Here is a 12,015-nt window from a genome sequence, read left to right as displayed (position 1 = left end):
CCGGGAGGGGGTGCGTGGTGGTCGAACTCGCTGCCGGCCCGCTCAACGCTCCGACCGTCGACAAGACGCTGCTGATCGCCGTCGCCGTCGCCGTCGCGATCCTGGGCTTCGTGGTGCTGCGCCGCTATCCCAAACTCGCCGTGGCCTCCTGGATCGTCTCGATCTGCTTCGTGCCCATCTGGCTGGGGTTCGGCATCGGGTTCAACGGCAACTACTACATCCCGCCCGCGACAGCCGCGGCCTTCCTGGTGGTCGCGGCCCTGCTCCCGACGCCCCGGTTCCGGCTGAGCTGGGTGGACGGCCTGATGACGCTCGTCGTGGTGTGCGCGATCTGCTCCCTGTTCACCGGCAACGCCGGCGTCGCGCTCGGCGCCGTGATCCTCGTCGTCACGTACTTCCTCGCCGGCTACGTCGTCGGCCGGATCGCGCCGCTGCGCGTCGACCCGCTCTGGATCCACGGCGCGATCGCGGTCTGCTTCACAATCGTCGCGCTGCTCGCGATCGTCGAGGGCCTCGCGCACTTCAACCCGTTCGTGCTGATCAAGGCGAACAACTCGCTCTTCCAGGCCTGGGGGTCGATCCAGTCGCGGGGAGGCGTCCCCCGGGCCGAGGGCGCGTTCGGGCACTCGATCGCCCTGGGCGCGAGCCTCGCCCTGGCGATCCCGATGACGCTGGCGTCGCCGTTCCGGTTCTGGATGCGCGTCGCGATGGCGCTGACGATGCTGGTGGCGACGGTGTTCACCTTCAGCCGCATCGGCATGGTGTGCGCGTTGCTCGGCGTCCTGCTCTCCATCCTGTTCATGCGCGACGCCATCACCCGCCGCGCGCGGATCGCGCTCGTCACGATCGTGATCATCGCGGCCGCTACGCTGTTCCCGTTCGTCATCACGGTGTTCGACGACGCCGGCGCGGAGGCCACGGACAGCGCAAACTACCGCGGCGACCTCACGCAGCTCTTCGGCACGATGAACCCGATCGGGGTGGCGAGCTCGGCGGAGAAGAACTCGGCCGGCGTGCTGTACTTCGGCAACTTCAAATCGATCGACAGCCAGCTCATCCTCACCGGCCTGACCAACGGCGTGATCGTGCTCGCCGCGGTGGTGGTCGCCCTGGTGTTCGGTCTTCTGCTGGTGCTGCGCGGCAAGGCGACCGCGGCGACGGTCGCCCTGGTGGCGCAGATCCCAGCTTTCGCCACGGTGGCGCTCATCACGCAGTACTCGATCTTCGTCTGGTTCGTCGCCGGCCTCGCCGCGACCACCCAGCTGATGCCGGAGGCGATGAAGATCGGCGTCATGGGGATCCCGCAGCGCGCGCCCGAACGCGAGAAGTCGCTCACGCCGCTCCGGTAGGACCGAGGGCACGTCGCCGCGCACGTCGGCCGCGCCCGTCAGCCCGTCGCTGATTCGTCACGAATGCCATGATTCGTGCCACGAAAGTTGCGATTCGTCACGAATGTCGTGATTCGTGCCACGAAAGTCGCGATTCGTCACGAATGTCATGATTCGTTCCACGAATGTTGCGATTCGTCACGAATGTCATGATTCGTGCCACGAATGTGGCGATTCGTCACGAATGTCACGATTCGTGCCACGAATGTGGCGATTCGTCACGAATGTCGGCGCCGAGTGCCGGCGCCGCTACGAGGACGTGCGGGCGGTGTCGGGGGCCGGCTCGACGATGTCCGGCTCGGCCGCCTCCGGCTCGGCGAGCGGGCCGGAGTCCGCCTGTGCGGGCTTGGCGCGCGATCCCTTCGCGCGCTCCGCGCCCGGCTTGGCGTTCGCCGCCTCGTGCTCCCCGGTCTTGCGGGTCGGGAGCCCGAGCCGCCGCTGCGGCTGCTCCGGCGTGTAGTAGGCACCGCGCTGCCCGCGGGTGTGGATGCGGTTGAGCACGATGCCCAGGACCGCCGCACCCGACTTCTCGAGCGAGTCGATGGTCTGCGCGAGCTGCTGCCGACGCACCTGGGTGCGGTCGACGACGACCAGCGCCCCATCCACCTGGCGCGCGAGGATCGACGCATCGGCGACCGAGCCGAGCGGCGCCGTGTCGATGACCACGGTGTCGTACTCCGTGCGCAGCCGCGCCAGCAGGTCCGCCATCCTGCGCGACGAAAGCAGCTCGCTCGGGTTCGGCGGGATCGGCCCGGAGGCGAGCACGTAGAGCTCGCCCTCGCCCCAGCGCTGCACGACCTCCTCGAACTCCGCCCGCCCGGCCAGCACCGAGGTCAGGCCCGCGGCGCCCGCGAGCCCGCTGTAGGTGGCGATCATCGGGCGACGGAGGTCGGCGTCGATCAGCAGGACGCGCTGCCCGGTCTCGGCCAGCGCCATCGCGACGTTGGCAGAGATGATCGACTTGCCCTCTCCTGGGACCGACGACGTCACGACGATCGCCCGGTTCGGGGAGCCGAGCGTGACGAACTCGAGGTTCGAACGCAGTTGTCGGTAGGCCTCTGAGCCCACCGAGAGCGGAGACTCCACGAGCACCAGCCCGGGATGGCTGCCGCGTTCGCGCGGGATCGAGCCGACGAGCGGCGCCTTGGCGACCTCCACAGCCGTCTCGGCGTTGTGCACACGCGTGTCGAAGGTCTCGCGCAGCACGACGATGAGCGCTCCGACGATGAGGCCGAGCAGGAGGCCGGAGAGCACGTTGAGGCGGATGTTGGGGGACGACGCCGCATCCGGGACGGCCGCGTGGGCGATGACGCGCACCGTGACCGTCGCCCTGTCGGTGGCCGACTTGGGCGCGATCTGCTCGACCGTGCTGCTGAGGTTCGCGGCGACGGCGTTCGCGATGGCGGCGGCCTGCTTCGGGCTGGTGTCGGCGACCGCGATCTGGAGGATGACCGTGTTCTGCGGCGTGCTCACCGTGATCGCGCTCGCGAGCTGGGCGGGCGTCTCCGCGAGGTTCAGGTCGTCGATCACCGGCTGCAGCACGGCGGGCGACTCGGCGAGCTGCGCGAACGAGAGCATCTGGTTCTGCGTGTAGGTCGCCCCCTGGCTCAGATCGGTCGCGGTGCCGGCGAAGCTCAGCGAGAAGTACAGGGAGGAGGTCGCCGTGTAGACCGGGGTCGCCAGCTGGGAGAGTCCGTAACCCGCGATGGCGCCGACGATCGTGGCGATCACCACGACGTACCAGAACCTCCGGAACGCCTGTCCGTACTTCTTGGAGTTCATCGGAGCCCCTCCCGTCCGATCCCGTGTGACGGTGTCCCGCGCTCGGCGCGCGCTGTCGAGGCCATCCTAGGCATGATCGACTCCACCTCTGCCAGTGCCTTCGTCCGCGCTGCCATCATTTGAAGACCACGAGTTGCGCGCCCGCCTGGTCGCTGAGCGTGAGGGTCACGTCACCGGAATCGGCGGCGGGCACGGTGAAGACGTAGACGGCGGTCGCCGTCGCTCCGGCCTTCAGCGTGCCGGTGAACGGCTTGGAGGCGCTGTCGCCGTCCACCGACGAGGCGGGGGTGGAGGCCGACCCGTAGTAGGCGTTGACCGTCGCCGTGGAGACCGGGAAGACCGATCCGGTGTCGTTGACGAGCGTCAGCGTGACCTTGACGGCCGGCCCGCTGACCTCCCCCGGCCGGGTCGCGGTGGCGGTGTAGGCCTGCACCGAGGTCACCTTGGCGGTGAGACCGCCGGGCGTCTTCACGTTCTGGGAGACCGCGGCCGTGCTCGCGACGACGCCGCCGTACCGCGCGTCGAGCGTGCCGGTGCCCGGCTTCGCGGGGGCGGCGGTCGGGGGCACCTCGGTCGCTCCGGCCGAAGGCGTCCCGACCGGTGTGTCCGAGGGCCGGGGCAGTTGGGTCGCGACCGGGTCGAGCGCGTTCGCGACGCCCTTGCCCGGCTGCGGTGTCGCCCCGTGGATCGCCGCGACCGCGATGCCGGCGACGATGACCGCCGCGGCAACGGCGCCGCCGATGATCAGCAGGGTGCGCCGCCGCTTCGACGGGGCGGTCGGGCGGGCCTCCGGGGCCTGGCCGGGCTCGTCGCCCGGCTCGTTTCCCTGAGTCATGATGGACTCCCTTCACCGCGGAGTTCGTGGAACCACCTGGCCGCGGCGGCCAGGAGGAAGAGTGCGGTGGCGATCACGATGAGCGTGTACACCACGAGGAAGCCGGGCAGCCAGCCCAGCAGCACGAACGAGACGCAGAGCACCCCGTAGTCCATCGGCAGCACCAGCACGGCGCGCAGCCACGACGGACGGCCGGGGAGGTCCTCGGCCAACGGCACGGCCCCCGTGCGGCGACGCAGCTGCTCGGTCAGGATCATCCCGAAGAACAGCACGGACGCCACCACCGCCGAGACCAGCGGGACGACGAGCCAGCCGACCGCGACCGTGCGGTGGAGGTAGAAGCCGACGAGCAGCGCCAGCGGCATGCTGACGACCTTGGTGGCATCGACCATGTGGTCGAGCCACTCGCCCGCCGGGCTGCTGCGACCGGTGAGCCGGGAGAGCTGACCGTCTGCGCTGTCGAAGGCGTAGCCGACCAGCAGGAGGACGGCGACCGCGATACCGAGCCCCCACGACGCCGGAAGCACGATCAGGAGGACGATCGCGGCGAAGGTCCACACCGCACTGATCGCGGTGACCGCGTTCGGTGTGAGGTGGGCCAGGTACGCCCAGGCCGTGATGTACCGGCCGAGGCGCCGGTTGACGAAGCGGGAGTAGGCCGGCGCACTGCGGGCGGCCGGCTTCTGCGCCGCCGACAGCCTCCGGAGCACGGAGCCGTACGACTCCCGGGGCGCCGGCGCGGGACTCTCGATCGCCGAGCCGCTCATGGCCGGGCCGTCTCTGCGGTGTGCTGACTCGGGGTGTGCTCCTGCTCCGCCCGGCTCGCCGCCGCCTGCGCCGTGCGGGTCCGGGATCGCTGGCCGCCGACGCGCTGCGAGGCGAACGGGCGGTGGCTGCGCACCTGGACGTGGTCGGCCAGGTCGTGGCACAGCGACTCGTATCGGTCGGCGACGTCGTCCCAGTCGTAGTCGAGGGCGCGTGCGCGGGTGCGGTCGCGCAATGGGCTGTCGTCGACGACGGCTTCCGCGTCCTCCAGCCGCCGCGCGAGGTCGTCCTCGGCGTCGAAGTAGGCGCCGGCCGGGCCGAGCACCTCGCGGTTGAAGACGACGTCGTACGCGATCGTGGGGGTGCCCGCGCCGATCGCCCGCAGCAGCGAAGGGTTGGTGCCGCCCACCGAGTGACCGTGCAGGTAGGTGCGGGCGTTGGCGTAGAGCTGATCGAGGAGCTGCTGGTCCCAGACGCCGCCGAGGAACCGCACGCGCCCGTCGGCGAGCGCGTGCACGCGCTTGGTGTACTCGTCGGCGTACGGCGCCGACCCGACCACCACGAGTGGGAGCGTCGCACCACTGCGCCGGTAACCGTCCACGATGGTGTGCACGTGGTTCTCGGGCTCGAAGCGGGCGACCACGAGGTGGTAGCCGCGCGGAGCCAGGTCCACGGTGGCGAGGAGGTCGTCGCCTCCGGCGATGCGCGGGGCCCCGTAGGCGATGAGCCTGGTGTCTGCGCGGAACTCGTCGCGGTAGTAGTCGGCGATGCCCTGCGCGTCGGCGATGAGGGCGTCGGACCAGCGCACGGCGGCCGATTCGGCCATCCGGTAGTACCGCCGGCCGGCGCCCTTCCATTTGTCGCGGCGCCACTCGAGGCCGTCGACATGCGTGGCGACCGGGATGCGGGCGGCGCGGATCAGCGGGAGGTAGGGCGAGTTGGCCGCGTTGAAGACGATGGCGACGTCGGTGCGGTGCGTCATCAGGTGGGCGACGGAGAGGCCGCTGTGGCTGAGCGTCTCGAGGGAGCGCCGGCGCACCGCCCCGCGGTGGACGAGCTCCATCCCGTGGTACTCGGCCGGACGGTCCGATTCCTGCGACCGGCAGTAGACCCGGACGCGGTGGCCGCGTTCGGCGAGACGCGTGCCGACCTCGTCGACGCAGGTCTCGAAACCGCCGTAGCGTGCCGGGACGCCGCGCGTCCCCACCAGCGCGATGCTGAGCTCAGTTCCCCCACTGTGCATCGGACTTCTCTCGTTCTCGTCGGTCGTTCTCGGGTGGCCCGACGTGACGAGGAGGACAGCGGCGGCGAACGAAGGCGAGTTCTCCGTCGGCGGCTGTCGGGTGCATCAGGGTCGGGTCTCTGTTGCGCGCCCAGTCTATGACGAGAAATCCTCAATTGTTGCTCCCCCGTTAGGGGGGCGTTCACCTGCCGACGCGGTCTGGGGCCGGCGCACGCGACGCGCGCAGACCGTCGCGCACCCCGCGGAACGCGGCGCGCAGCGGCACGACGGGACGCAGGAACTGCCGCCTGCCGCCCTGCAACAGCACCTCGTACGCGATCGGGAGACTCGCGCGCCGCCACCGTCGCACGCTCGAGGCGTCGAGGTTGCGCGCGGCGAACACCAGCCGGTTGCGGATGTTGAAGTAGTAGTAGGTCTCCGACTTCGCCTCGCCGCTGCGCTCGTGGCCCTCGCCCTGGGTGCCGCCCTCCGCGTGCACGGCCGAGGCCTCCGGCACGACGAGCACCCGCGCGCCCGCCCGGCGTGCCCGGTACGACAGCTCCACGTCCTCCCAGTAGAGGAAGTAGCCGTCGCCGAAGCCGCCGACGCGCTCCCACAGCGCGGCCGACAGCACGAGGCAGGCGCCGCTCAGCCAGAGCTCGGCGTCGCGCACCCCGAGCTGCTCGCGCTTGCGGGTGGCCGAGATCCGGCCGTCGCCGAGGTGCAGGTCGGAGCCGTCGAACCAGACGCTGCCGTCCGGGCGCAGGATGCGCGGGGCGACCAGCGCGTCCGGATCGGCGCGGACCACGCCGAGCAGGGTCGCCACCGCGTCCGGCTCGATGGTCGCGTCCGGGTTCAGGAGCAGGAGCGCGTCGGCCCCGGCCTCCCGCGCCACCGCCACGCCCGCGTTCATGCCGGGACCGAAGCCGAGATTGCCGTCCGGCTCGACCAGCAGCCAGCCCTCGTCGGCGGCCAGCGCCCGCATCCGCCCGCGCTCGTCGTCGGTCGTGCGGTTGTCGACGACCACGGCGATCGCACCGGGGAGCGTACGGGTCAGGGGCGCGAGGTTGGCGCTCAGGAGGCGGGACGATCCGTAGCCGACGACGACGACAGCGAGACCCGCGAACGGCTCGAGCCCCTCCCCGCCACCGGCCCCCGCCATCGAATCCCCTCCCGCTCGCCACGCTGGCGTGAAGCCTATACCTGTGTGAGCATGGAGACCCACCGAAGCCCGTGAGGACCCTGCATGGCCGAGCACCGCGCCCCCGTCATCATCGCCGTGCCGACCTTCCGCCGTCCGCAGAAGCTGGCTGCGCTCCTCCCCCTGCTCGTAGAGCAGGCGCGGGAGCTCGACGCCGCAGGTGCCACGCGGACCGCGATCGTGGTGGTGGACAACGACCCCGACGGCAGCGCCCGCGACGAGGTGGAGGCCGCGGCAGCCGTGGCCGCCGCCGCGTCGGAGCCCGTCACGATCCGCTACACGCACGAGACGCAGCCCGGAATCGCGGCAGCTCGCAACCGCGCACTCGACGAGGCGGCCGACGCCCGGCTCCTCGCGTTCATCGACGACGACGAGAGACCCCGCCCGGGCTGGCTGCGCGAGCTCGTGCGGGTGCAGCGCGACACCGGCGCCGCTCTCGTCCAGGGCTGGGTCGACCCCGAGTACGAGGTGCCGCCGTCCTCGTGGATCCTGGCCGGGCGGTTCTTCGTGCGCCGCACCTGGCCAACCGGGACCGCGCTCGGGGTGTCGGCGTCGAACAACGTGCTGCTCGACGTCGAGCAGGTGCGCGAGAGCGGGCTCCGATTCGCGCTCGACCTCGGCCTGAGCGGCGGCGAGGACACCCTGTTCACCAGCCAGCTCGCGGCGCGCGGCTACCGGCTGGTCTGGTGCGCCGAGTCGGTCGTCACCGATCTGGTGCCGGCCTCCCGGATCACCCGCCGATGGGTGCTGCGGCGGGCGCTGAGCCACGGCAACTCCGCCGCTGTGGTCCGCATCCGGCTCGCGGGCGGTCCGCTGCAGGCCGCGGCCGCGCGGGCGGAAGCCGCTGTCGGAGGCGCGGTGCGGGTCGCCGGTGGCGTCGCGCGCTGCACGCTCGGTGTCGTCACGCGGTCGGAGGTGCACCAGGCGCGCGGCTCCCGCGCCGCCTACCGCGGCGTCGGCATGATCGTCGCCGCCGTCGGCGGGGTCGTGCAGGAGTACGCCCGACCCGCGACCGCCGAGGGGCTCGCAAGCGCCCCCAAAAGTGCGCTTTAGGGGCGCTTGCGTGCCCTTCGGGCCACGGCTTGGGCGTAGGCATCGCGGTGGAGGGTGCCGGTTGCGGACCAGCTGCGGGCGCTGAGGTCGGGGCGCGCGTCCGCGGGGATCGTCGCGGCCCGCGTGATCGCCGCGCCCAGCACCTGCGGCGTCAACGCGTCGTACCGCAGCACCCACTGCTCGCCGACCTCCCGGGCCAGCGCCTCCGTCGTGGCATTGTCCGGCACCAGCACCGGCCGGTCGAGCGAGAGCGCGGCGAGCACGCCGCCCGAGTTGTGCATGTCGCGGTACGGCAGAACGATGAGCTGCGAGCGCCCGACGAGGTCGGCGATGTCCGCATCCTCCAGGAAGACCAGCCGCGCGGTGATGCGGGAGTCGCGCGCCGCGAGATCGCGCACCGACTCCGCCAGCTCGTCGCTGGACGGCCGGCCGGCCACGGTCAGCCTCAGACCGTCGCCCGGGAGGTCGGCGAAGACCTCCAACAGCTCCTCCACGCCCTTGTACCGGCGGATGAGCCCGAAGTAGCCGACCCGGCCGGGCTCGCGCTCGGGGTGCGGGTAGGGCGCGAACCATTTCCGGTAGTCGCCGTGCAGGATCGTCGCGTGCGCCGAGCCCGGCGGGAAGGGCGTCGTCGGGTTGAGCCCGATGCGCAGCGCGGTCCGGCGGTCGAACCAGCGCAGCAGGGCACGCTCCCGCCGCGAGATGCCCTGCGGGAGCTGGAGGTTGTGCATCGTCCGGACGATCGGCGTGCGGGTGATCGCCAGCCGCAGCAGCAGCAGAGCGGTGAGGCCCTGCCGCACCAGCGACTTGAGCGGGCTGTGCCCGGAGACGAGGATCTCCGGCCAGTGCGCGTGGAAGACGTCGTACCTGCCGAGCAGCGCCGACCGCCAGCCGAACGTGCGCACCTCGAGCCCCGGCGTCGAGCGCAGGCTGTCGAGGAGCATGACGATGTACGGGTTGGTCGTCGGCCGCGGTGCAGGGAACGATTGCTGCACCACGATGCGTTCGCGTCCGCTCATCGTGCGACCACCCTAGCGCTACCCCCGTTGTCGGGTGATTTTTGAGAATCCCTCGTTATTCGTGTCACAACTCCCTAGAATCGCAGACCAGAGGCCGCGCCCGACCCGCGCGGCGACGACGAGATGTGGAGCGAGGACAGTGGCCGGCGAAGCACCCACCCTGCACCACCAGCACGTGCGACTGTACGAGCAGGTGCGCAGCGCTCACCTCGAGCGCGCCCGCGACCTCGCCCCCGCCGCCATCGTCTACCGCGTCAAGCGCTACGACTTCGACCCCACCCTGACCGACGGCGTCGAGCTGGCCCAGGCCGGCACGCTGGCCGCCGCCCGCCTGGCCATGCGCAGCCGCATCACCCGGGTGGAGGTCGACGAGCCGTTGTACCTCGACTCGCTCCCGCGCACCGCCGCGGTGCTCGCGGTGCTCGGCATGAAACGCCTCGGCGGAGCGCCGCGCGCCGAGATCGCCACCTACGCCATCGAAGACCTCGACCCCTTCGCGACCCGGCCGCCGCGGGTACGCAGCCGCGTCCGGCGCTCGCTCGAACGCGTGCTCGCCGGCTACATCTGGCACCGGCTCGACACCGTCGTCTACGGCACGTCGGAGGCCGGCGCCCTCTACGGCTCGACCTTCCGGCACACGCCGCGCCGCCAGCTCACCGTGGAGGCGCTGCCCAGCCCCTGCGCCTGCCTGGACGCCCCCGCCGGGTCCGGCCCGGCCGATGACGCCGACGCACCCGCCGGTCCCGTCCGGCGCGACCCGGACGGCGTGCTCTTCCTCGGCTCGCTCTCGCCGCGCAAGGGCTTCGCCGACGTGCTCGAGGCGTGGCCGGCCATCCTGTCGCGCCACCCCGGCGCCCGGCTCACCATCGTCGGTTCCGGCGAACTGCTCCCGCAGGCCCAGGCGGCGGCCGCCGCCGACCCGAGCATCCGGCTGATCGTCGATCCCGCCCGATCGGTGGTGCACGACGAGCTGCGCCGCGCGCACGTGCTCGTGCTGCCCTCCCGCCGGGTGGGGACCTGGCGCGAGCAGGTCGGCCTCCCCATCGTCGAGGGCCTCGCGCACGGCTGCGAGATCGTCACGACGTCCGAGACCGGGATCGCCGAATGGCTGATCGACGCCGGTCACGTGGTGCTGCCCGCCGAGGTCCTCTCGGCCGGGCTCGCCGACGGCGTCGTGGACGCCCTCGTGAACCCGCGCACCTCCGACGACATCCTCGCCGACCTCCCCGGCGTGGACGGCCGGATCGCGGCCGGCCGCGCGCTCTTCGGCGAAGCCGGGGCCCGCGCATGACGCACGTCCGCGTGCGACCGGCGCGGGGGCGGCGCGCCGGGCCCGACCCGAACGGGCCCGGCGCCACCCGCGCCGGCGCGAGGGCAGCAGGGCGCGCAGCAGGCCGCAGCGGTGGCGGCGGCCGCGGCGGCATGGTGCGCGCCGTCGGGTCCACGGCGGTCATGAAGGTCATCGTGATGGGCCTGTCCGGCGTCATCGGCATCGTCAACAGCCGCGTCATCATCGAGCACTTCGGCACGCAGGCCTACGCCCAGTACGGGCTGCTCGCCGCCCTCCCCGCGCTGCTGCCGTTCGCCGACCTGGGCATCGCCGCCGTCGTGATCAACGCCGTCGCCGGTTCCTCCTCCCCCGCTTCCGACCGCACGGTGCGGCGCACCATCGTTACGGCGTTCCGGATCCTGCTGCTGTCGGCCGCGGTCATCATCGCCGTCGGTGTCGTGATCAGCCTGCTCGGCTGGTGGCCGGCGATCCTCGGCGGCGGCCTGATGCCCGACGGAGGGAGCCTCGCCGCCTTCCTGTGCCTGTTCACGTTCGCGATCGTCCTGCCGCTCACCGTCGGCTCGCGCATCCTGGTCGGCCTCGGCCGCACCAGCACCCAGGTGGCCAGCCAAGCGGTGGTCGCGCCCGCCATGTTCCTCGGCCTGACGACGCTCGTCGCGGTCTCGGCGCCCGCCGGGAGCTTCCTGGCCGTGCTCTCCTACATCGCCAACGCCCTGGCCTCGCTGATCTGCCTGATCATGGCCGCCCGGATCATCAAGCCGCAGGTGGGCAGGGCGATCAGGGAGGTGCCGTTCCCCCGGCGCTATCCCGGTGTCCCCGCCATCGGGGTCGCCTGGCCCATGCTGGTGCAGATGGTCGCGCTGCCGATCGCGATGCAGACCGACCGGCTGCTGCTCAGCCACCTCACGCACGGCGACGAGCTCGCGCAGTACAACCTGGCCTCCCAGCTGTTCGGGCTGGTGCTGCAGACGATCGCGGCGGCGGGCGTCGCGCTCTGGCCGATCTACGCCAAGGCGCGGTCGGAGGCGCGGATCGAGTCGCCGATGAAGCCGACGCTCTGGTTCCTCGCGGGCGGCCTGGGCATCGGGCTGGTGCTCGCCGCGCTCTCGCCGCTGCTGACGCACTTCATCGCGGGCGGACGGTTCACGCTCGACCCGTGGCTGGTCGGCGGTTTCGTCGTCTTCGTCGCCCTTCAGGCCGCCAAGTACCCGGCCGGCATGTACATGACCGACAAGCGCGGCCTGACCTTCCAGGTCTGGCCCATCCTCGTCAGCGTCCCGCTCAACCTGGGACTGTCGTGGTGGCTGGTCGGCGTCATCGGCGCGGGCGGCCCGATCGTCGGCTCGGCCATCAGCGTGCTGCTCTGCCAGGTGATCCCGAACCTCTGGTACGTGACCCGCGACCTCGGGCGCCGCCGGGCGGAGAAGCCCGACGGCGCCGAGGTCGGCTGAGCGCGTCC

The 12,015-nt window shown here is 71.9% G+C and carries 10 protein-coding genes; 4 read left to right on the top strand and 6 right to left on the bottom strand.

What is annotated here, in order from left to right:
* Window positions 1-14 precede the first annotated feature (14 nt).
* Window positions 15-1,349 carry a hypothetical protein gene (locus KNO15_RS21825; RefSeq protein WP_241706061.1) on the top strand — a complete coding sequence of 445 codons (1,335 nt, stop codon included), beginning with the start codon at window positions 15-17 and terminating at the stop codon, window positions 1,347-1,349.
* Between the two features lie 288 nt (window positions 1,350-1,637).
* Here KNO15_RS21825 and KNO15_RS21820 read toward each other — a convergent pair whose 3' ends face one another.
* The 5 genes from KNO15_RS21820 to KNO15_RS21800 form a co-directional block, all read right to left on the bottom strand.
* Window positions 1,638-3,170 carry a polysaccharide biosynthesis tyrosine autokinase gene (locus KNO15_RS21820; protein WP_241706060.1) on the bottom strand — a complete coding sequence of 511 codons (1,533 nt, stop codon included), beginning with the start codon at window positions 3,168-3,170 and terminating at the stop codon, window positions 1,638-1,640.
* A gap of 115 nt (window positions 3,171-3,285) precedes the next feature.
* On the bottom strand, window positions 3,286-4,005 hold the full coding sequence (locus KNO15_RS21815) for a hypothetical protein (protein ID WP_241706059.1): 720 nt from the start codon (window positions 4,003-4,005) through the stop codon (window positions 3,286-3,288).
* Complete coding sequence (locus tag KNO15_RS21810) at window positions 4,002-4,772, bottom strand: CDP-alcohol phosphatidyltransferase family protein (RefSeq protein ID WP_241706058.1); 771 nt, start codon at window positions 4,770-4,772, stop codon at window positions 4,002-4,004. Before KNO15_RS21810 ends, KNO15_RS21815 begins: the two co-directional genes overlap by 4 nt.
* Window positions 4,769-6,013, bottom strand: a complete 1,245-nt coding sequence (locus KNO15_RS21805) for a DUF1972 domain-containing protein (protein ID WP_241706057.1) — start codon at window positions 6,011-6,013, stop codon at window positions 4,769-4,771. The genes KNO15_RS21810 and KNO15_RS21805 overlap by 4 nt, the downstream gene beginning before the upstream one ends.
* Window positions 6,014-6,194: 181 nt before the next feature.
* Window positions 6,195-7,154, bottom strand: coding sequence for a glycosyltransferase family 2 protein (locus tag KNO15_RS21800; RefSeq protein ID WP_241706056.1), 960 nt, complete (start codon window positions 7,152-7,154; stop codon window positions 6,195-6,197).
* 84 nt (window positions 7,155-7,238) lie between these two features.
* On the opposite strand from KNO15_RS21800, the gene KNO15_RS21795 reads away from it, so the two are divergent.
* Entirely contained in the window at window positions 7,239-8,246 is a 1,008-nt protein-coding gene (locus KNO15_RS21795; RefSeq protein WP_241706055.1) for a glycosyltransferase family 2 protein, read from the top strand.
* Here KNO15_RS21795 and KNO15_RS21790 read toward each other — a convergent pair.
* Window positions 8,243-9,265: a glycosyltransferase gene (locus KNO15_RS21790; protein ID WP_241706054.1), complete on the bottom strand. Its 1,023-nt coding sequence runs from the start codon at window positions 9,263-9,265 to the stop codon at window positions 8,243-8,245. The genes KNO15_RS21795 and KNO15_RS21790 overlap by 4 nt on opposite strands.
* A 139-nt stretch (window positions 9,266-9,404) precedes the next feature.
* Here KNO15_RS21790 and KNO15_RS21785 point away from each other — a divergent pair, with 139 nt between their 5' ends.
* Together KNO15_RS21785 and KNO15_RS21780 are read left to right on the top strand one after the other, a co-directional pair.
* Window positions 9,405-10,556: a glycosyltransferase family 4 protein gene (locus KNO15_RS21785; protein WP_241706053.1), complete on the top strand. Its 1,152-nt coding sequence runs from the start codon at window positions 9,405-9,407 to the stop codon at window positions 10,554-10,556.
* A complete protein-coding gene (locus KNO15_RS21780; protein WP_241706052.1) occupies window positions 10,553-12,007 on the top strand; it encodes a lipopolysaccharide biosynthesis protein in 1,455 nt (484 codons plus the stop codon). Before KNO15_RS21785 ends, KNO15_RS21780 begins: the two co-directional genes overlap by 4 nt.
* The last annotated feature ends 8 nt before the right edge of the window (window positions 12,008-12,015 follow it).

The sequence above is a fragment of the Leifsonia shinshuensis genome, from assembly GCF_022606355.1.
GTDB lineage: Bacteria > Actinomycetota > Actinomycetes > Actinomycetales > Microbacteriaceae > Leifsonia > Leifsonia shinshuensis_B.
The sequence above is the reverse complement of the archived record's forward strand: the minus strand, read 5'-3'. Positions and strand labels throughout refer to the sequence as shown.

Coding starts and splice junctions, on each gene's coding strand:
- KNO15_RS21820 (WP_241706060.1), bottom strand. CDS start 3,170: ATGAACTCCAAGAAGTACGGACAGGCGTTCCGGAGGTTCTGGTACGTC.
- KNO15_RS21815 (WP_241706059.1), bottom strand. CDS start 4,005: ATGACTCAGGGAAACGAGCCGGGCGACGAGCCCGGCCAGGCCCCGGAG.
- KNO15_RS21810 (WP_241706058.1), bottom strand. CDS start 4,772: ATGAGCGGCTCGGCGATCGAGAGTCCCGCGCCGGCGCCCCGGGAGTCG.
- KNO15_RS21805 (WP_241706057.1), bottom strand. CDS start 6,013: ATGCACAGTGGGGGAACTGAGCTCAGCATCGCGCTGGTGGGGACGCGC.
- KNO15_RS21800 (WP_241706056.1), bottom strand. CDS start 7,154: ATGGCGGGGGCCGGTGGCGGGGAGGGGCTCGAGCCGTTCGCGGGTCTC.
- KNO15_RS21795 (WP_241706055.1), top strand. CDS start 7,239: ATGGCCGAGCACCGCGCCCCCGTCATCATCGCCGTGCCGACCTTCCGC.
- KNO15_RS21790 (WP_241706054.1), bottom strand. CDS start 9,265: ATGAGCGGACGCGAACGCATCGTGGTGCAGCAATCGTTCCCTGCACCG.
- KNO15_RS21780 (WP_241706052.1), top strand. CDS start 10,553: ATGACGCACGTCCGCGTGCGACCGGCGCGGGGGCGGCGCGCCGGGCCC.